The 19,384-nt window shown below is 32.0% G+C and carries 17 protein-coding genes; 15 read left to right on the top strand and 2 right to left on the bottom strand.

Features of this window, described 5'->3' with window-relative positions:
* The first annotated feature begins 6 nt into the window (after positions 1-6).
* From ACLIJJ_RS21070 to ACLIJJ_RS21060, 3 genes are all read left to right on the top strand, one after another.
* A complete protein-coding gene (locus ACLIJJ_RS21070) occupies positions 7-417 on the top strand; it encodes a VOC family protein (RefSeq protein ID WP_411411572.1) in 411 nt (136 codons plus the stop codon).
* 1,251 nt (positions 418-1,668) lie between these two features.
* A complete protein-coding gene (locus tag ACLIJJ_RS21065) occupies positions 1,669-3,132 on the top strand; it encodes an O-antigen ligase family protein (RefSeq protein ID WP_411411571.1) in 1,464 nt (487 codons plus the stop codon).
* Complete coding sequence (locus tag ACLIJJ_RS21060; protein ID WP_411411570.1) at positions 3,113-4,255, top strand: glycosyl hydrolase family 28-related protein; 1,143 nt, start codon at positions 3,113-3,115, stop codon at positions 4,253-4,255. The genes ACLIJJ_RS21065 and ACLIJJ_RS21060 overlap by 20 nt, the downstream gene beginning before the upstream one ends.
* A 97-nt stretch (positions 4,256-4,352) precedes the next feature.
* On the opposite strand, the gene ACLIJJ_RS21055 is transcribed toward ACLIJJ_RS21060, so the two are convergent.
* Positions 4,353-6,035, bottom strand: a complete 1,683-nt coding sequence (locus ACLIJJ_RS21055) for a methyl-accepting chemotaxis protein (RefSeq protein ID WP_411411569.1) — start codon at positions 6,033-6,035, stop codon at positions 4,353-4,355.
* Between the two features lie 533 nt (positions 6,036-6,568).
* Complete coding sequence (locus ACLIJJ_RS21050; protein WP_411411568.1) at positions 6,569-7,345, bottom strand: SGNH/GDSL hydrolase family protein; 777 nt, start codon at positions 7,343-7,345, stop codon at positions 6,569-6,571.
* Positions 7,346-7,587: 242 nt separating this feature from the next.
* Between ACLIJJ_RS21050 and ACLIJJ_RS21045 the strand changes: the two genes are divergently transcribed.
* The 12 genes from ACLIJJ_RS21045 to rfbB all read left to right on the top strand — a co-directional run bounded on the left by ACLIJJ_RS21045 (position 7,588) and on the right by rfbB (position 19,267).
* On the top strand, positions 7,588-8,319 hold the full coding sequence (locus ACLIJJ_RS21045; protein ID WP_411411567.1) for a YveK family protein: 732 nt from the start codon (positions 7,588-7,590) through the stop codon (positions 8,317-8,319).
* Positions 8,320-9,024: a CpsD/CapB family tyrosine-protein kinase gene (locus tag ACLIJJ_RS21040; protein ID WP_411411566.1), complete on the top strand. Its 705-nt coding sequence runs from the start codon at positions 8,320-8,322 to the stop codon at positions 9,022-9,024. It abuts the gene before it with no gap.
* Positions 9,025-9,077: 53 nt separating this feature from the next.
* On the top strand, positions 9,078-9,842 hold the full coding sequence (locus ACLIJJ_RS21035) for a tyrosine-protein phosphatase (protein WP_411411565.1): 765 nt from the start codon (positions 9,078-9,080) through the stop codon (positions 9,840-9,842).
* Positions 9,843-9,996: 154 nt separating this feature from the next.
* Positions 9,997-10,623, top strand: coding sequence for a sugar transferase (locus tag ACLIJJ_RS21030; RefSeq protein WP_411411564.1), 627 nt, complete (start codon positions 9,997-9,999; stop codon positions 10,621-10,623).
* Positions 10,624-10,641: 18 nt separating this feature from the next.
* A complete protein-coding gene (locus ACLIJJ_RS21025) occupies positions 10,642-11,949 on the top strand; it encodes a polysaccharide pyruvyl transferase family protein (RefSeq protein ID WP_411411563.1) in 1,308 nt (435 codons plus the stop codon).
* A gap of 36 nt (positions 11,950-11,985) precedes the next feature.
* Positions 11,986-13,485, top strand: coding sequence for a murein biosynthesis integral membrane protein MurJ (gene murJ / locus ACLIJJ_RS21020; protein WP_411411562.1), 1,500 nt, complete (start codon positions 11,986-11,988; stop codon positions 13,483-13,485).
* Positions 13,482-14,720, top strand: coding sequence for a glycosyltransferase family 4 protein (locus tag ACLIJJ_RS21015; RefSeq protein ID WP_411411561.1), 1,239 nt, complete (start codon positions 13,482-13,484; stop codon positions 14,718-14,720). Before murJ ends, ACLIJJ_RS21015 begins: the two co-directional genes overlap by 4 nt.
* Before the next feature lie 17 nt (positions 14,721-14,737).
* Positions 14,738-15,895: a beta 1-4 rhamnosyltransferase Cps2T gene (cps2T, locus tag ACLIJJ_RS21010; protein ID WP_411411560.1), complete on the top strand. Its 1,158-nt coding sequence runs from the start codon at positions 14,738-14,740 to the stop codon at positions 15,893-15,895.
* Positions 15,896-15,936: 41 nt separating this feature from the next.
* Positions 15,937-16,815, top strand: a complete 879-nt coding sequence (gene rfbA / locus ACLIJJ_RS21005; protein ID WP_411411559.1) for a glucose-1-phosphate thymidylyltransferase RfbA — start codon at positions 15,937-15,939, stop codon at positions 16,813-16,815.
* Positions 16,816-16,829: 14 nt separating this feature from the next.
* Complete coding sequence (gene rfbC, locus ACLIJJ_RS21000) at positions 16,830-17,396, top strand: dTDP-4-dehydrorhamnose 3,5-epimerase (RefSeq protein WP_411411558.1); 567 nt, start codon at positions 16,830-16,832, stop codon at positions 17,394-17,396.
* On the top strand, positions 17,393-18,247 hold the full coding sequence (gene rfbD / locus ACLIJJ_RS20995; RefSeq protein WP_411411557.1) for a dTDP-4-dehydrorhamnose reductase: 855 nt from the start codon (positions 17,393-17,395) through the stop codon (positions 18,245-18,247). The genes rfbC and rfbD overlap by 4 nt, the downstream gene beginning before the upstream one ends.
* Complete coding sequence (rfbB, locus tag ACLIJJ_RS20990) at positions 18,248-19,267, top strand: dTDP-glucose 4,6-dehydratase (protein WP_411411556.1); 1,020 nt, start codon at positions 18,248-18,250, stop codon at positions 19,265-19,267.
* The last annotated feature ends 117 nt before the right edge of the window (positions 19,268-19,384 follow it).

Genomic DNA, 19,384 nt, shown 5'->3' with positions numbered 1-19,384 from the left:
AGTGAAATGACAGCTAACATCAGTACAAGGGGAAAAGTATTAGGCATCGCTTATAATGTCATACCGACAGCAGATATAGAAAGAGCAGCAGAGTGGTGGACAGAAAACTTTGGCTTTAATGCAAGACATCATCAAGAAGATTCCATTAGTCTATTCAGAGACAACCGGCCTATCCTGCATCTTTTGCAGAGTGATGACATGTCCCGTGCTCACTTTCGAGTCGAAGGCAGAAAACGTTGGGTCATCACCTTCTTCACCGATGATATTGAATTTTTACATAAAAGGCTGTCAGCAAAAGGAGTGCTGGTGAGCGCAATCAGCTATGAAGGGCATAATGGAAACTTTTTCACATTAGAGGACTTGGACGGGAATTTGTTTGATGTTTGGGAGCATCGGGAGGTTGAGTTGATTTATTGAGTGAAATTTAAGGCTTTGGCTTGTGAAGGATTCCCTACAAGTTAAATACAGTAATTTTTAAAAAAGCTATTGAACGTTGAGTCTGGTATTGTGCCGGATTTGTAACAAGGATGAATTTCATCTTAACTTTAGATGGTTTTGTACTTTCAATTTAGTAATAGATGTAATAGCTTCGACTAAAATAGTCTATTGAAAATTTAATTTACTGATAATAAAAAGGTGAATATCCTTAATTTATCCCTGTGATAAAGTAATCTTGATAATTGATAAGATGGTAGCCTACATGAACAAAACGAATTTGTCTAGTCACTTCATTATTGTTTTCGCAAGTTTAAAAGATATTCTAATCCTTAAAAAGTAATGAGGTGCTTCAAAGTCTTCAGTCCGTTTTCAATAACATTAAATAAATAAGTGCCAAGTATTAAGTGCTATCGTGTCTTTACTTTAAAAAGTGTTACAGCAGTTAATGATTTTTGCCGGAATTTTGGACTAGTCTTTGACAATATAAGAAAACGCAGCAGACACAGTTAAATGATGGGCATTAATATTAGCATAACTTAGTGGAATAAGGCACAAAAGCCTTACTTAATACCAGTTAATGCAATAAATACTCTTTTTAAAATAATTTCCCTTAATAAAGTTGATGATTATAATGATTTGGAAACATTGGAATTTTGGGGAGATGGTTTCGTTATATCGAATAGATGGATAGCGCCGCAGCGAGGAAGGGATATTCCTCTTAGAAATAAAATTTTAGGAAAAACAGAGTAAAAACCAGTCTTTTGGAAACAAATTTGTGTCAGCAAGTATGGGTAAAATGTATTGTTTATATGAAGAATTACATTTTACCCCATTCCTTGTAGCTAGCAATAATATTCAAAGAGAAAGGTTGTTCTATTATTCCTACTAAGAACAGGTGAAAATATCTTATTTATAATACTTGGGATTATTTGGAAAAAAGGGCTTAAGTAGTAAATATTTATATAAAACCCAACTAATAAAATTTGTATTATTGTTTTTACCATATGAATAGCGGGAAGCTCATACAAATATTATATAGAGTATAAAACTTTAAAAATAACAGGGAGAAAAAGAAATTAACAAAATGAAATTCACTAAAAATGGTTAAGGTTTAACATAAAAAATAATACAGTATATCTGTGTTTTTATTTAAAAGGTTAAATATACACACCCACTTAATTAAAAAAAATGGTAATATGTATTTATCAATTTTTTGACAGGAGATAAAAAATGTTTAGTGGTAATTTAGAATATAAAAATATTAGATTTTTATTTGTAATTATTATAGGTGTTGTTTTAGGGGTTTTGACATCTATCCAACCAATTTTCACTTTGATTTTAATACTTTCTGTTTCTTTTTTATTCTTTACAGTAAGATATACTAATCAAGCTTTTTTTCTCGGTATTTTATTTATAGTATTAGAGGGTTTTATTGCAAGTTTTTTTACTAGTGAACTTATACAAAACGTAATAGGTTTAATTCCAGAATTAATTTTTTCTATTGTACTAGTACTTCTTATTATTAAAAGTAAATTTTCCCTACCGAGTCTTAAAATTTATGATTATATATTATTTATAATAATTCTTTGGTCTTTATTGATAAGTATTATACAACATTCAGACCCATATTTATTAGCTTTTGGTTTCAGATCATTCTTCCGCTTAATTTTAATGTATTGGATTATTAGGATAATAGGCTTTTCTAGAAAAATCCTTCTTGAAAAATTAGTAACTCTTCTAGTGATTCTAGTATTATTTGAATTCGGAGTAGTCTTGTTTCAGATTATTGGGAAGAATCTTATTGGTCCTTCTACATGGAACACTTTTGGGGATAATCTAGTAATGAGTAGTAGTACTTTTGGAGCGCAAGGTACTTTTAATAGGTATGATGCATTAGGAATGTTTTTTGGTTTTTCCTCAATTATTCTCTTAGGTTTCTTTGTTTTCTATGAGCATAAAAAACTATATTTATTTGCATTCTTTTTATCAATTTTTGGTATTATTACTTCAACGTCAAGGCAAGCTTTAGTTGTTGCAGTTATAGGAGCTTTAATTATTTTTGCTTCACCTTTAAAAAATTCTAACAAAGGAAGACTGTTATTTAGTGGGGTTTATATAATTGCACTCCTTAGTTTAATAGGATATTTCATTCTTCCTGATGAATTATTATCTGGTGAAGGGAGAAACCCTTTTGAGTTAATAGGTTCTCTTTTTGATGCATCAACATATAGTACAGAAAAAAATCAGAACTTTAGATTGTATTTTATTACGCAGATAGGCAGTTGGTTGATACACAATCACTTTTGGGGTATGGGATTAGGAACTTTTGGTGCAACATTTTCATTTGATCAATTTGAATGGCTTTATAGAAGTTTAGGGCTAACGGATAACTTTCTTAACTATACTGCAGATGTTAACTGGATATCAATATTAGGTCAATTAGGAGTAGTAGGAGTAGTAGGATTTGTTGTATTCTTTTCCCTTGTGTTTTTTTCCTTGTTCTATAAGGGAATAAAAAAACAAGATGGTTTATTGATTATTACAGCAGCTATTACTATTACTTGGGCTATAAGTGGTTTGTTTGGTCCTAATTTTGAGATAAAATCAAATGCGATGTTTTTTTGGATATTTTTAGGTTTATCTTTAAAAAATTTGACTTATAACGAGGGAGATTGTGAAGAAGAAAAAGTATAAGTATATTTATGCGGTTCTATTGTTGATTAGTATTTCACTAAATTTCTTTTTAATTGGAAAACACGATCAAAATATAAGTTTAAAGTTTAATAGTATTAAAAGCTCTTCTGTAAATACTGATTCTTTTTTGTCTACTAATGTTAAGAAGGAGCCTTTTAATGCTTCTAGCAATGGAATTCAAGACGATACAAATCCTATACAGGAAGCTATTAACTTTGTCTCTAGTAAAGGAGGAGGAAAAGTCTATCTTCCTAATGGAGAATATAAAATTACAAAGACATTATACTTACCTGATGATACCTCTTTAATAGGGGAGGGGCAGGGAAAAAAATCTACTGTTATTCAGTTTAGTGGTAAAGGGTTTGCTATAAAATCTACTGGTGAACATAAGAGGATTAATATTGAGAATTTGAGATTAGAACTTAGTGGGAAAAACAGTGGTATTCATTTAGGGGATATAGGAGAGCGGTTATCTAATAGTACTTTCCCAGCACATATGGGTATTAGGCATGTTACAGTTGGGGGGATTGGGGTAAACCAAATAGGCATCAAACTCTCTAATGTTTCTCATATAAATATTCTAGATGTTAGTTCAGGGTACGGTAATACTACAGGAGGACATGGTTTATTTATATTTGCTGATAAACTTAATAGTGGAGTCTTAACTGCTGAAGATTCGACTTTTGGAAGGGTAGATTCTACAACAGTTGGCATGGAGATAGATGGAACAGTTAACTTGGATACATACTCTTTCACAGGATGCTATTTTGGAGGTCAATTACCAATAAGGTTAGGGAAAAACTCTGTAGTGAGAAATATAAATTTTACAGGTATTCATATAGAAGGTAGAGGAAATGATGAACGAACAAATTTAATTGAAATATATAATGTAGTAGCTGTTAACTTTTTTGGAACTTCTCTTATAGGTTTTAAAGAGAGTGATAACCGTGGATTTGTTTTTAAAGGGAAAGCAGAAAAGGTGAACATATTAGGTGTGGAGGCTAATGGATTGATGGGTGCCATTTATGCAAATGAGGGTGCGGAACTTGATGGGAATTCACTCTTCCAGAAAGCTGAATTAACAAACGGTTCAAAAGCTAAGCAGTACATGGGGGATTTTTAGTGGGATTAACATAACTTGGAATATTAATATTGTGGTAAGACAGAGCAAAAGAGCTTGCCTTACCACGATATTAATAATGTTTTTAATCCTATATATTCTATGACATATTAAAAGATTCCATCGTATCATTAAGTTCCTTAGACATTTTATTAAGGTCATTTATCAACCTGCCGACTTGTTCATTAGTTGCAGTTTGATTCTCAGAAGCAGAAGCTACAGCATTAACATGGTCGACATTTTCACTTGCGATTGCAGCTAGTTCATCAGCAGAGGCTGTTATTTCTTCAATACTTGCGGACAGCTCCTCAGATGTTGTGGAAATTTCCTGAACTTGAGCGACAATGTTTTCAATGGAAGCAAGAATATTCTTAAAAGCTAATCCAGCGTTATTAGCAGCAAATAAGCTGCTTTCCATCTCAGTTTTACTTTTTATAGTAGAAGTAACTGCTGTTTCGGTATCATGTTTTACTGCTGCAATTAAATCAGCAATTTCCTCCGCAGATTCCTTCGAATTCTCTGCAAGTTTTCTAACCTCTGTCGCAACAACAGCAAACCCTTTACCGTGTTCGCCAGCTCTTGCTGCTTCAATTGTCGCATTAAGTGCAAGTAGGTTCGTCTGCTCTGCAATATTTGTGATAACCTCTGAGATTGCACCAATTCTGTTTGTTCTTTCTCCAAGACCTTCCATGACTGTTACTGTTTCCGTAACAGTAGTGTTCAAGCCTTTCAACTCGTCCAAAGTTTCTTGAATAACTTTATTACCCTCATTTGCCGCATCATTTACACGTACGGAGTAGTCGGCAACAGAAGAAGAGGAGCTTGCAATAAGTTCAATTCCTTTTGCCCCATCAGACATTGTCGCAGCCATGTCATTGGCCGTATCCTTTTGGAGTAGGGAACCAATAGATACTTGCTCAAATGACTCGAGAATTCCGCCTGATTGTACCTCCAAATCTTGTCTTGCACCAAGCAGTTGGCTTGAGGTGTCCAGTAAGCGTCCTTCTGTTGCTTTAATTCGGTCAATCATGCTGACTAAGTTTGTGGCCATCGTATTCACAGCATTAGCAAGCTGCTGGAATTCATCCTTACTATTAATTGAAAGTGGTTCTCCCGATAAATCATTATTACTGATTTGTGTAAGCCTTCCTTCAATCACTTTAATTGGTTTGACGACAGTGTAGATTATCCATGCAGCTACAGCAAGCGTAATAACAGCTGTGAGAACGGCTATTACCATGAAGACATTCTTCTGGGCTTGATTTTCTGAAATGATGTTATCACTTGTTTTCAATAATTGTTCATCTACTGTATCCTTTATCTTATCCCAAGCATTCATAGCATCCGCAGACCAAACTTGGCAGTATTGCTCCATTAACGGAATTGCAGCGTCAAATCCGCCTACATCATATGCAGGGATAACTTGATCTGTAATGAGATTCTCCCACTTTTCCGTTTTTGCAACAGCATCAGCAAGATCTTCATTATCTCCTAATATCTTCTTCATTTCCTCCATCAATACTGTAGCTTCCTCTGTTTTCAGGGTAAACTGTGTTTTATAATCTTCATTTCCATATAACACATAACCGCGAGCCATAATGACACGTTCAGCTACATTTTCCTCCAGATTATTTGCCAAAGAAACCAGCTTATAATCACTATCAATTAATTTGGTCATCTGATTATCAGTACGATCATTGCCCCAATAGCCAACAACAGCAAACCCAATAATAAATAATAATATCGCACCGAAACCAATAAACACTTTTCTTCTAATTCCCATTTTTGCCCCTCGCAATAACTTTAATTTATATTTTTTGAATTTAAGAATTTTGAATCTGAAATATATTTGTATAAAAAACGTCCTTATTCAATAACGCTTCAAAGAACATTAGAAAAGCTTATTTTTATGCTTTAAGTCCTGTTTATCACCTCATTGTAACTTGAATAGAAAAAGAGAATAACATAATAGAGACTAAATACCCAAGTGTTTTAGCCTATAAACCTAAATTTAAAATTTTTATAATAACTTTATTAATTAATTACAATTCATGTGGGAGTATAACGGGAAAGTAAGGATAAAGTTATATTCGTGTAACATAGCGGTGCTTTGAAAAAAATAGTGATATGTTTATATAAACATCATTTAAATATAAGTATATATAATAGAAGAAACTAGGAAGCGTTTACATTTTATTGGGAGAAAAACAGGTAATAAATTTACAAAAATTCTATTTACGAAAGATATATCGGGTGTTATTATAAATGTGCGTTATATAGAACGGTTGATCAGTAAGATAGCGAGCTAAAAGCTCGCTATTCAGAAATTAGATATTCGGAGAGGTAATCACTCCATAATTTAAATCCCGATTCATTAGGTCGTGCATCAGCATTAAGATATTCGTTAACTGCAACATCATTACCTGCTGGCCACACTTCCCAATGATTTAAATATGTAAGATTTTGCTCATGTGCATACTCCTGTAACGCAGTAACTTGCATAGGATATAGATTTGCATCATATATTTGATTTGGCGGTTGCAGGATAAACGTAACATCAGGCAGAACCACAGTCGTTTCCTCAATAATGGAGGAAATGTTAGAAATAGTGTTAGGAATTGCCACGACATTATTATCGTTTAAGAGAAATGGTTCAAAAATGATCATATCAGGCTTTAAATCAACTAGCTTTTCATTTTCACTATTAAGTACATAATCAGTAGTTGTGTTTTCATAAACAATACTTTCAAGCTCTACATTCTTTTCATATTTTTCAGATAGAGCTTCTTTTAAATTACTTTTCAAACCAAGAGTATCGCTGCCGATTGAATCAGATCCAAGCAGGACAATTTGAAATGTTTCATTGCTATTTAATTTCTTTTGTAATTGCTCCTTAGCTTCCTCTGGCCAATTAGCAGCAAATTCTAAATAATACTCCGTGTCGATTTCAGGTTCAGCTTCTGTATTAGTGTCAGAATTGGTGATAGCTGGAGTAGAAGTTTTTTCAGAACTTCTTGAATTCCAATGAAGATTGCCAACTACTAATACAGCCGCAAGCATTAAAGTAAGTACGATGACTATTAAAGTTTTCATTATAACCTCCAAACAAAATTAGGATATTTTGAGTATGTAAAAAAGAAAAGTAAAGGGAAACCTAGATAATTTAGGGGAAAAATTTCCCAACTTTAAATTAATACTATTAAAATACCAAAATACTTGTTAAAGTAAAAGTGCAAATGTAAGCAATATAGTAAAAGTATGTCAAGTTTCGACAAATTTAGCAATTAATTATGCTATAATAATACATGTTTTTATATTTTTTCTAGGAGGAAGCTATGGAAGAAACATTCAGTATAAAACAGTTAATGTATACACTAAAAAAGAGATTATTTTTAATTTTTTCAATTACACTAATAACAATGATTATAACTGGTGTAATTAGTTATTTTTTTATCACACCCGAGTATAAGTCTTCTACTCAAATTCTAGTCAATCAAACTAAGGATGATCAAACTCTATACAATTACAATGAAGTTCAAACTAATATCCAATTAATAAGCACATATAGTGTAATATTAAAAAGTGCTGCAATACTAAACAATGTTAAAAGTGAGTTAAACTTAGATATCAGTGTTGCAGAATTAAATAATAAGATATCGGTAGAAAATGCTCAAAATTCACAGATTATGACTGTTTCTGTTACCGATTCTGACCCTAAAATTGCATTGGATATAGCAAATAAAACGGCAGAAGTATTTGAAAAAGAAATTAAAAGCATTATGAGTGTAGATAATGTAACGATTCTTCCATTGGCTGATAATCAAGAAAATCAGTCTCCGGTAAGCCCTAATCCTCCACTCAATATTGCTATTTCTGCTTTTGTGGGATTACTAGTTGGAATAGGATTAGCTATATTATTAGAGTTTTTGGATAACACAATTAAAACTGAGCAAGATATTGAAACTTTATTAGAATTACCTGTATTAGGAGCGATAACAACAATTGATCAAAATTTTGATGCCAAAATAAGAAGTTCGAGCAATGGAAGAATGAGAGGTGCAAGTTAATTGGTAACAGGTACAAACAGTAAAAAAAAATTGTTGGATAGTAAAAGAAAGCTTATAGCAAAATATGATCCAAAATCACCAATCTCTGAGCAATATCGAACTATTCGTACAAATATTCTATATTCTAGTGTGGATGAAGAAATACGGTCATTAATGGTAACATCTTCAGGACCTGGGGAAGGGAAATCTACGACTACTGGAAATCTAGCAGTTGTATTTGCTCAGCAGGGTAAAACAGTGCTTTTAATTGATGCGGATTTAAGGAAACCTACTGTACACTATACCTTTAAATTAACAAATACTACTGGTTTAACCTCTGTTTTAACAAATCAAATAGATATTAAGGAAGCTGTAAACAAAACAGATGAAGAGAATCTCTTTGTATTACCTAGCGGACCAATACCGCCAAATCCGTCAGAATTGTTAGGTTCTAAGGCAATGCACAATTTTATGGAACAAGCATTAGAAGAATTCGATTTAATTATATTTGATACTCCTCCGGTACTTGCAGTAACTGATGCGCAAATTTTAGGTAATCTATGCCAAGGGAGTATTTTAGTAGTTAGTAGTGGGAAAACAGAAAAAGATGCATTAATAAAAACTAAAGAGCTTTTGACTTCTACTAATGGTAAGCTGTTGGGCGTTGTACTTAATAATAAGAAGATAGATAAAAAAGGAAGTTATTACTATTATGGAACAAACTAATTTTTTATTAGTTTGTTCCAAAATTAGTTCCCAACGGGAAGAGGTGTTCAATTATGATTGACATTCATTGTCATATTTTGCATGGCATAGATGATGGACCAGTTACCATAGAAGAGAGCTTGTTAATGGCAAAGGAAGCAGTTGTAGAGGGTATCAATACAATAATTGCTACACCTCACCATCGAAATAACAAGTATGAAAACAAGAAAGAATCTATTTCTAGACAGGTAAGAGAACTTAACTCTGTATTAAAGGAAGAGAACATTCCATTAACAATTTTGCCTGGACAGGAAACTCGAATCTTTGGAGAAATACTAAATGACTATAATAATGGTGAAATTTTAACTCTTGCAAATACGGACTATTTGTTTATAGAGTTTCCAAGTTCTTCAGTCCCAAGATATGCAGAGAGATTGCTTTATGAAATTCAAATGGCAGGTTTAACCCCGATTATTGTCCATCCAGAGCGTAATAAAGAAATTATTGAAAATCCCAATGTATTATATAATTTAGTAAAAAATGGAGCACTGACACAAGTTACTGCTGCTAGTATAGCAGGGTATTTTGGGAAATCGATTAAGAAGTTATCACATCAGTTAATTATACATAATTTAACTCACTTTGTTGCATCCGATGCTCATAATACGCATAATCGTTCTTTTAAATTAAATGAAGCTTTCGATATAATTGAGAACGATATTGGGGTAGACTATGTTTATTTGTTTACGGAAAATTCGGATCTTTTAATTCGGAATGAAAATATTAATAAAGAGTTACCTGAACAAATCAAACGGAGAAAAATATTGGGGATATTTTAATTAAAGTCTTATTGTTTCCTCATGATTTACTTTTGATGTTAATGGAAGTAAACAGAGTATATTTAATTTTGTAAAACAATAATTCTTAAAATGGTGGTGTATATTGTGTCAGGTTATGCAAAAAATAAATCGGTTTATTTAGCTGAAGAAATTCATGTTATTGCGAACTCGAGTAAAGGCTATCTTTTTTTTTAAGAGATTAATTGACTTAATTGGATCATTGTTAGGAATAATTCTCCTTAGTTTCGTATTTTTAATTGTTGCTGTTTTAATTAAATTAGAAGATCCAAAGGGGAGAGTTTTATTTAAACAGATTAGAGTTGGGAAAAATGGTGAAGAATTTTATATTTATAAATTTCGTTCAATGGCTGCCAATGCAGAGGAGCGATTAAAAGACTTACTAGCACTTAATCAAGTTGAAGGCGCTATGTTTAAGATGAAAGATGATCCAAGAGTCACAAAAGTAGGGAAGTTTATTAGAAAGACTAGTATAGATGAATTACCTCAACTATTTAATGTGGTAAAAGGTGAAATGAGTTTAGTTGGTCCCCGTCCACCGCTTCCAAGAGAAGTTGCTGAATATACAGAGTACGATAAACAAAGGTTACTAGTTGTTCCAGGATGTACAGGATTATGGCAAGTCAGTGGAAGAAGTAACTTAGGTTTTACGGAAATGGTTGAATTAGACCTTAATTATATAAAGTCTAGAACAATATTTTTTGATTTTAAGATAATACTAAAAACTGTGTTGGTGTTATTTGGATCAAAAAATGCATTTTAAGATAAATTAGAGAAGACGGTGAATAATTTGAGAAATATATTAATAATAAATGCACATTCTAGTAAAAATAAAGGCGATGCTGCCATAATCATATCAATGATACAAACAATTAAAAAGATAGTACCGAATTCTTCAATTACTGTATCAACAAGATATCCAGAACACGATGGTTTGTATGAAGATTTTGGATGTAAAGTAGTAGATCAATTAACTAGGTTCCCAAGTAAAAATTTATCCTTTATAAAAAGACTAACATTTTTGTTAAATGAGTTAAAAGTAGCCCTGAAATTCGTGAAAAATAAAAAAGTCCCTAATCACCGTAATAAGGACGTATTCGAAGCATATTTAAACGCAGATATTATTGTAAGCTGTGGTGGAGGTTTTATTTATTCTCATCCTAAGTACCATATAGAAGCAAGTCTCATAATGCATTTAGCGCAAATTTACTTTGGAAAGCGAATCAACAAGCCAGTCATAACTTATGCACAATCAATTGGTCCATTCAAAAGTAAATTGTCCCAAATTATTAATAGGCATGTTTTAAATCAAGTAGATTCCATTACTATTAGGGAAGAATTATCTAAACAATTTTTAGCAGATATAGGTGTTACGAAGAATATTGAAGTTGTCGGAGATTCGGCGTTCACAATGAAGGGAAGTAAAAATAATCCTGCTGTGAAAAAACTAGTTGAAAATATTAACGAAAAACCTTTTTCTGTCGGAGTTACCGTTAGACAATGGGAATTCCCAAATAAGGAAAATCCTAAAGCCCTATATGAAAAATACATATTATCTGTAGTTGCAGCAATAACTAAATTAGTCGAAAAAAATAATGCAACAGTTTATCTAGTACCACAAGTTACAGGTCCAACACCGATAGAAGATGATCGAATTGCTAGTAATCATGTTTGGGAAAAGCTTGCACCTAAAACAAGAGAATCAGTAGTTTTTTTGAAAGAAGACTATACACCAATGGAACTAAAAGAAATTTATAGCAATTTTAATATGTTTATTGGTACAAGAATGCACTCCAATATTTTTTCGCTTTCTGGTATGGTTCCAACCATAGGTATAGCTTATGAAGCGAAAACTACTGGGATTATGAAATTATTGAAACTTTCTGATTATGTTTTGGATATAAATATAATTGACCAAGATAGTATGCTTAAAACTTTGGAATTAACACTTTCTAATCTCGATTGGTATAAAATGCATCTTAATAAAGAGATACCTTTAATGCAGAAAGAAGCTGAAAAGCCTGCATATATTATTAAGAATATGACAGCTAATCAAAGCGTTGAGAATAAAAGGGTTAATGGCTTTTAAACCATAAAAAGAATAAAAAAGAGAGTAAGGTAGTATATGAAAGACAATATAAAGATAATCACTCTTTTAGTAATGCTGTTTACAGTGGTTAGTAAGGTTACTGGTTTTGTTCGTGAGCAAATAATTGCGCTAAAATATGGTGCAAGTAATACTGCGGACATATTTATGACAGCATTCTCAATTCCTGTATATATATCAAACATAATAGGCGGAATTATTATTTCCGTCTTTATACCATTATTTGTTGAGGTTGAAAAAAAAGAAGGATTACAAAATGCTAAAGAATTTGCTAGTAGACTTTTTACTTTTCTCACTAGTGTATTATTCATATTGTTAATATTTTTACTCTTAGGAAACAGTTACCTCGAGAAATGGCTATTTGGAGAAAATATTGATACCCCGGTGTTAATGTTTATTCTACCTGTCACTTTCTTTATGAGTATATCTATATTTTTCACTTCATACCTTAACGCAAATAAGAAGTACGTTTTACCGCAGTTTTCTTCAATTGTAATGAATGTTGCTTTTATTGCAATAGTATTTTTACTTAGTTCAAATATTTATATTTTATTATTAGCAAGTATAATCTCTTCAATTCTTCAATTATTGTATCTCTATTGGACTATTGTCAAGCAAGGGTTTAGACCAAAGCTACAATTTAAGTTTGATAGTAAACTTAAAGAATTTCTAATACTGGCACTTCCTATTTTTCTAGGATCTATGTCCGTTCAATCATTCACTATTTTTGATAAGATTTTTGCGAAAAATTTGCCAGAGGGAAGTATATCTTCATTGGGATACGCTCAAAAACTTACACAACTTCCAATGGGAATAATCGCAACAACAATATCAACAATTATTTTCTCTAAGCTTGCAGAATATGTTGCTACTAAAGAATATAAATTAATAAACAATACTCTCTTTAATGGATTAAAAGTAACTACTATTATAACTTTACCTTTAGTATTAATGTTTTACATATACTCAGAGGCAATAACAGAATTCATCTATGGAAGAGGGGCATTTGACAATAAAGCTATTAATTTAACTGTAGAAGCAATGAAAATGTATTCATTAGGAATTATTGGCTCTTCTTTAACGATGATAATTTCAAGAGTTTTCTTATCATCAAAAAGAGTCAAAATAGTTGTTTTGTCAAACATAGGCTCAGCAATAGTAAATGTCATCTTAGCATTTTTCTTAGTGAAATTTTATGGGCATAAGGGGTTAGCACTTGCAAATAGTATTGCCTACACATTGAACTTTTTAGTGCTGTTCACTATATATTTTATTGAGCAGAGCAAAGAACATATTATTAAACAATATGTGGTCTTAATAGCAAAGGTAATTGCTGTGACTACATGCATGTGTGTATTTATGAATTATTCGTTAAAGTTAGTCAATAATTCATATGTGTATTTAATATGCTTTGCAATCCTTAGCTGTTTACTTTATCTAGTTTTATGTATTTTCCTAAGAATTGTGACTATTAAAGACTTGAAAATACAATCAAAAGAACAAGGAGAATCAGTGTGAATTTATTATCGGTTAATAAATTTTATTATATAAAAGGTGGAAGTGAAACTTATCTATTTGCCTTAGAAGAAGAATTAAAGAGAAACGGAACCAATGTTTATCAATTTGCAATGAAGGATGAAAAGAATAATGATTCTGAAACTAGTGGATACTTTGTAAGAAATATTGATTATAACAATGCTGGTATACTGGAAAAATTAAAATTAGCACCTAAGCTAATTTTTTCTTATGAAGCGTATAAAAATATAAATGATTTATTAAAATCATATAAGATAGATATTGCTCATCTTCATATATTTCAACATCAGTTGTCACCATCTATTTTATTTCCACTGAAGAAACGAAAAATACCAGTAGTTTATACTGTACATGATCTTAAACCATTATGTCCAAATTATAAAATGTTAACTAATAATAAGGTTTGCGAAATGTGTAAAGGAAACAAATATTATAATGTTCTTTTAAATAAGTGCACAAAAGATTCACTCTTAGCTAGTGCTCTTAGTATGTTTGAGGCATATATTCATAAGTTTTTAAGAGTATATGATAATAATATTGATCATTTTATCACACCCAGTAAGTTCTATAGAGATAAAATGATTGAGTGGGGAATGCCAAAGGAAAAAATAACACATATCCCAAATTTTATTGATCCAACAGCTTTTGAGCCAAATTTTAATCCTGGAAATTACTTTTTATATTTAGGTAGATTATCTAATGAAAAAGGCATTTTAACTTTGATTGAATCGGTTAAGTATTGGACTAAAGACACCAAATTAAAAATTGTTGGTGATGGTCCCCTTAAGGATGAGATTCATAGCCATATTAAAAGTAACAAACTAGAAGAAAAAATTGAGCTATTAGGATTTAAACAAGGTGAAGAATTAAAGGGACTAATAAGAAATTCAAAATCAGTAATTATGCCTTCGGAATGGTATGAAAATGGTCCACTATCATTAATTGAATCGTTTGCATATGGTAAACCAGTTATTGGAAGTGATATAGGTGGAATACCTGAACATATTGATGATATGGAAAATGGTTTTCTATTTGAAGCTGGTAACCCTATAGATTTGGCAGAAAAAGTGAATAGATTTGATAATTTAGCTAAAGAAGAAATAATAAAGCTGGGGGAAAACGCAAGAAACAAGGTTGAGTCTGTTTATAATAGTTCCTACCATATGAAGAAGTTACAGGAAATATACAATTTAGTTTCTAAGAAATATGTACTATGAGTTAAGAGGAGAATTGGATGATGAATGTATTTATTATTGGTTCAAAAGGAATCCCAGCAAAGTATGGTGGTTTTGAAACATTTGTTGATAACTTAACAAGGCTAAGAGTAAATGAAAATATTCACTATCATGTATCATGTATGGATGATAATAATAATGAGTTCTACCATAATAATGTAAGATGTTTTAACGTAAAGGTACCAAATGTAGGTAGTGCTAGAGCTGTACTATACGATATTTATAGTCTTAGAGAAACAATAGATTATATTAAAAAAAATAAACTGAATGATTGTATAGTTTATATACTAGCATGTAGAATAGGACCAGTTTTTTCATATTATAAAAATATACTAAAGCAGCTAAATGTAAAAGTATTTGTAAACCCTGATGGACATGAATGGAAGAGAAGTAAATGGAATTATGCAATCCGTAAGTATTGGAAATTATCTGAAAATCTTATGGTTAAACATTCTGATTTACTCGTTTGTGACTCAAAAGGAATTGAAGCATATATTCATGAAGACTATAAGAAATACAACCCTAAAACTTGTTTTATTGCTTATGGAGCAGATGTTTCATCTTCCAATCTTAATAGCGACGACGAAAAGATATTATCAGAATGGAATAACAAACATGATATAACCCTCAAAAATTATTACTTAATTGTGGGTAGATTTGTACCAGAAAATAATTATGAATTAATGATTTCGGAATTTATGAAATCAAATTCAACTAAAGATCTTGTTATTATATCAAATGTTGAAGAAAATAAATTCTACGATGAATTATTAGAAAGAACGAATTTTAAGAGTGATCCACGAATTAAATTTGTAGGTACAGTATATAATCAGGAAGTTCTGAAGGCCATAAGAGAGAATGCTTTTGCATATATTCATGGTCACGAAGTAGGTGGAACAAACCCGTCTTTGTTAGAAGCTTTAGCATCAACAGATTTAAATCTACTACTTGGAGTAGTGTTTAATAAAGAAGTTGGAGGAGATGCTGCAGTTTATTTTTCGAAAGATACTGGAAGTCTTTCAGGGTTAATTAATAAAGTAGATGAGTATGAATCTACTAAAATTAACAAGCTTTCAGAACTTGCGAAAAATCGTATAAGAGAAGAATATTCTTGGGGAAAAATAGTAAAAGATTATGAAGATCTATTTGTAAGTTAATTATAAGTACAAAAAATTGTAATATTTGGAGTGTGTTTAATATGAAAGGAATAATTCTTGCTGGAGGAAGTGGAACAAGGCTATACCCATTAACTCAAGTAACAAGCAAACAGCTTTTACCGATTAATGATAAACCTATGATTTATTATCCATTATCTACTCTAATGTTGGCAGGTATTAAAGAGATTTTAATAATTTCAACTCCAGAAGATACTCCGAGATTTGAGGCACTATTAGGAGATGGCTCTCAATATGGCATAACCATAGAATATAAAGTCCAACCTTCTCCAGACGGACTTGCACAAGCTTTTATTATTGGGGAAGAGTTTATCGGTGAAGATTCCGTAGCTATGATATTGGGAGATAATATCTATTATGGAAGTGGAATTAGGAAGATACTGCAACGGGCTGCACAAAAGCCAACTGGTGCAACTGTATTCGGATATCATGTTCAAGACCCAGAACGATTTGGGGTAGTTGAATTTGATGATAATGGAAAGGTCATAAGCGTGGAAGAAAAACCTATGGTACCAAAGTCTAACTATGCAATAACAGGTTTATATTTTTATGACAACAGAGTTGTAGACATTGCAAAAAATGTAGCACCATCGGAACGTGGGGAATTAGAAATTACTTCGATAAATGAGGCGTACCTTCAATTGGGAGAACTCGACGTTGAACTTCTAGGTAGAGGATTTACATGGTTAGATACTGGTACACACCAAAGCTTGGTTGATGCATCTAATTTTGTTCGCACAGTAGAAGATTATCAAGGAATTAAAATAGCTGCATTAGAAGAAATCGGCTATATAAACAACTGGATTTCTCGGGACCAATTAGTTGAAAGAGGGAATTTTTATTCCAAAACAGGCTATGGACAATACTTGCTTAAAGTGGCAAATGGTGAAATCAAATACTAGAATGGGAGATAAATATGAATATTATAGATACTTTCATTGAGGGATTAAAGGTATTAGAACCCAAGGTTTTTGGAGACCATAGAGGCTGGTTTATGGAAACATTCAATGAAGAAAACTTTCAAAAAGCTGGTTTAGACATTAAATTTGTTCAGGATAATCAATCCTTCTCTGCAGCAAAAGGAACCTTAAGAGGATTACACTATCAACTCAATCCTAAAGCTCAAACAAAGCTAGTCCGTTGTACAAAAGGAGCTATATATGATGTTGCAGTTGATATTAGAAAGGGAAGCCCTACTTTTGGGAAATGGTTTGGCATAGAGCTTTCTTCAGAAAATAAAAAGCAACTATTGATTCCACAAGGCTTTGCACATGGGTTTATGACTATTACCAATGATGTAGAGGTTCAATATAAAGTGGATAACTTATATGCTCCAGAGTGCGATAGGGGTATTATTTGGAATGATCCTTCTATTAATATTGAATGGCCGTTAGATATAACACCAGTACTTTCAGAAAAGGACCAAAACGCTCCAGGTATTGAAAAAGCAGATAATAATTTTGTTTACGGTGAAGGTAAATGAAAATACTTGTGACTGGTTACAATGGCCAACTTGGATATGATGTTGTACTTGAAGGAAATACACGTGGTTATGAAATGTCAGGCCTTACTCGTAACGAGTTAGATATAACAAATGAAGAAAGTGTAAAAACATACATACATAACTCAAGTCCTGATGCAATCATTCATTGTGCCGCGTATACAGCAGTAGATACCGCTGAAGATGATAAAGAAACTTGCTGGAACGTAAATGTTAATGGGACCAAATATTTGGCAGAAGCCGCAAAGGCAATAGATGCTAAATTTATTTATATAAGTACCGATTATGTATATGAGGGAACAGGAGATACTCCATTTACAGAGGGAGATAAAGCAAATCCTCAAGGATACTATGGTAAGACAAAATATCACGGTGAAAAAATAGTGCAGGAAATACTTGAAAAGTATTTCATTGTAAGAATATCCTGGGTTTTCGGGATTAATGGTAATAATTTTATTAAAACAATGTTAAGACTGTCTGAAACTCGAACAAATTTAAATGTTGTGGGGGATCAGTTTGGTTCACCAACATATACTGTAGATTTAGCAAAGTTATTGCTTGATATGATTGCTACTGATAAATATGGTATTTATCATGCCTCTAACGAGGGATTTACAAACTGGGCTGATTTTGCACAGGAAATATTTAAGGTAGCAGGAAAAGAAGTTGAAGTAAATAATATAAGTACTGAAGAATATCCTACTAAAGCGGTAAGACCAAAGAATTCAAGGATGTCTAAGGATAAATTAGAAAATAGCGGGTTTAATAGACTGCCAGATTGGCAAGATGCTTTACAAAGATATATAGCCGTATTACAAGAAGAGGTGAAATAAGTGGAGAGAAAAAAAATATTAGTTACTGGTGGAGCAGGTTTTATTGGGGGAAACTTTGTTCAATATATGGTAAACAAATATCCAGAGTATGATATATATAATCTCGATCTATTAACGTATGCAGGAGATTTAACAAAGCATAAGTCAATTGAGGAGAAAGAGAATTATCGTTTTGTAAAGGCAGATATTGCAGATCGTGAGGCAATATTCAGACTCTTTGAAGAGGAAAGATTTGATTATGTTACACATTTTGCTGCAGAAAGTCATGTGGACAGATCAATCACTGATCCTGGGATATTTGTGAAAACAAATGTGTTGGGTACACAAGTATTGTTAGATGCTTCAAAAGAATTCTCTATTAGTAAATTCGTTCATGTTTCAACTGACGAAGTTTATGGAGAACTAGATTTTGATCCGACAACATTTTTTACAGAAGACACACCATTACAGCCTAACAGCCCTTACAGTGCCAGCAAGGCATCTTCAGATTTGCTTGTACGTGCATACCATGAGACATTTGGTCTACCAATTAATATTACACGTTGTTCCAATAATTATGGTCCTTTCCATTTTCCAGAGAAATTAATTCCACTCACAATTTCTCGTGTGTTAAATGAGCAGAAGATACCAGTTTATGGAGACGGGAAAAATATCCGTGATTGGCTACATGTAATTGATCATTGTGCAGCAATTGATTTAGTGCTTCATGAGGGAGAAAATGGCGAAGTTTATAACGTCGGTGGACATAATGAACGTACAAATCTTGAAGTAGTTAAAACAATCATTAGTGCACTAGGAAAATCTGAAGAACTTATTGAATTTGTAACAGACCGTTTAGGACACGATAAACGTTATGCAATTGATCCTACTAAACTAGAAAAATTAGGTTGGAAGCCAACCTATACTTTTGAAACAGGTATTAATCAAACTATTCAATGGTATCTAGATAACAAAGAATGGTGGGAGCAAATTATTAGTGGCGAATATCAAAATTATTTTGAAAAGCAATATACACTATAAATAATAGATATCCCTCAAGAAAGAATAAAGAAATACTATAGTTTCAATATAAGTATATTTAACTATTAAAAGGAAAAAACCCCTCTAGTAATACTAGGGGGGCTCTTTCCATTTTAA

Origin of the sequence: Niallia laureatilytica, from assembly GCF_046613985.1 — a bacterium.
Classification (GTDB): domain Bacteria; phylum Bacillota; class Bacilli; order Bacillales; family Cytobacillaceae; genus Niallia.
The sequence above is the reverse complement of the archived record's forward strand: the minus strand, read 5'-3'. Positions and strand labels throughout refer to the sequence as shown.

Excerpts from the sequence above, each read along its gene's own strand:
- ACLIJJ_RS21070 (WP_411411572.1), top strand. The coding sequence starts at position 7 with ATGACAGCTAACATCAGTACAAGGGGAAAAGTATTAGGCATCGCTTAT.
- ACLIJJ_RS21065 (WP_411411571.1), top strand. The coding sequence starts at position 1,669 with ATGTTTAGTGGTAATTTAGAATATAAAAATATTAGATTTTTATTTGTA.
- ACLIJJ_RS21050 (WP_411411568.1), bottom strand. The coding sequence starts at position 7,345 with ATGAAAACTTTAATAGTCATCGTACTTACTTTAATGCTTGCGGCTGTA.
- ACLIJJ_RS21055 (WP_411411569.1), bottom strand. The coding sequence starts at position 6,035 with ATGGGAATTAGAAGAAAAGTGTTTATTGGTTTCGGTGCGATATTATTA.
- ACLIJJ_RS21045 (WP_411411567.1), top strand. The coding sequence starts at position 7,588 with ATGGAAGAAACATTCAGTATAAAACAGTTAATGTATACACTAAAAAAG.
- cps2T (WP_411411560.1), top strand. The coding sequence starts at position 14,738 with ATGATGAATGTATTTATTATTGGTTCAAAAGGAATCCCAGCAAAGTAT.
- rfbC (WP_411411558.1), top strand. The coding sequence starts at position 16,830 with ATGAATATTATAGATACTTTCATTGAGGGATTAAAGGTATTAGAACCC.
- murJ (WP_411411562.1), top strand. The coding sequence starts at position 11,986 with ATGAAAGACAATATAAAGATAATCACTCTTTTAGTAATGCTGTTTACA.
- rfbA (WP_411411559.1), top strand. The coding sequence starts at position 15,937 with ATGAAAGGAATAATTCTTGCTGGAGGAAGTGGAACAAGGCTATACCCA.
- ACLIJJ_RS21030 (WP_411411564.1), top strand. The coding sequence starts at position 9,997 with ATGTTATTGCGAACTCGAGTAAAGGCTATCTTTTTTTTTAAGAGATTA.
- rfbD (WP_411411557.1), top strand. The coding sequence starts at position 17,393 with ATGAAAATACTTGTGACTGGTTACAATGGCCAACTTGGATATGATGTT.
- ACLIJJ_RS21035 (WP_411411565.1), top strand. The coding sequence starts at position 9,078 with ATGATTGACATTCATTGTCATATTTTGCATGGCATAGATGATGGACCA.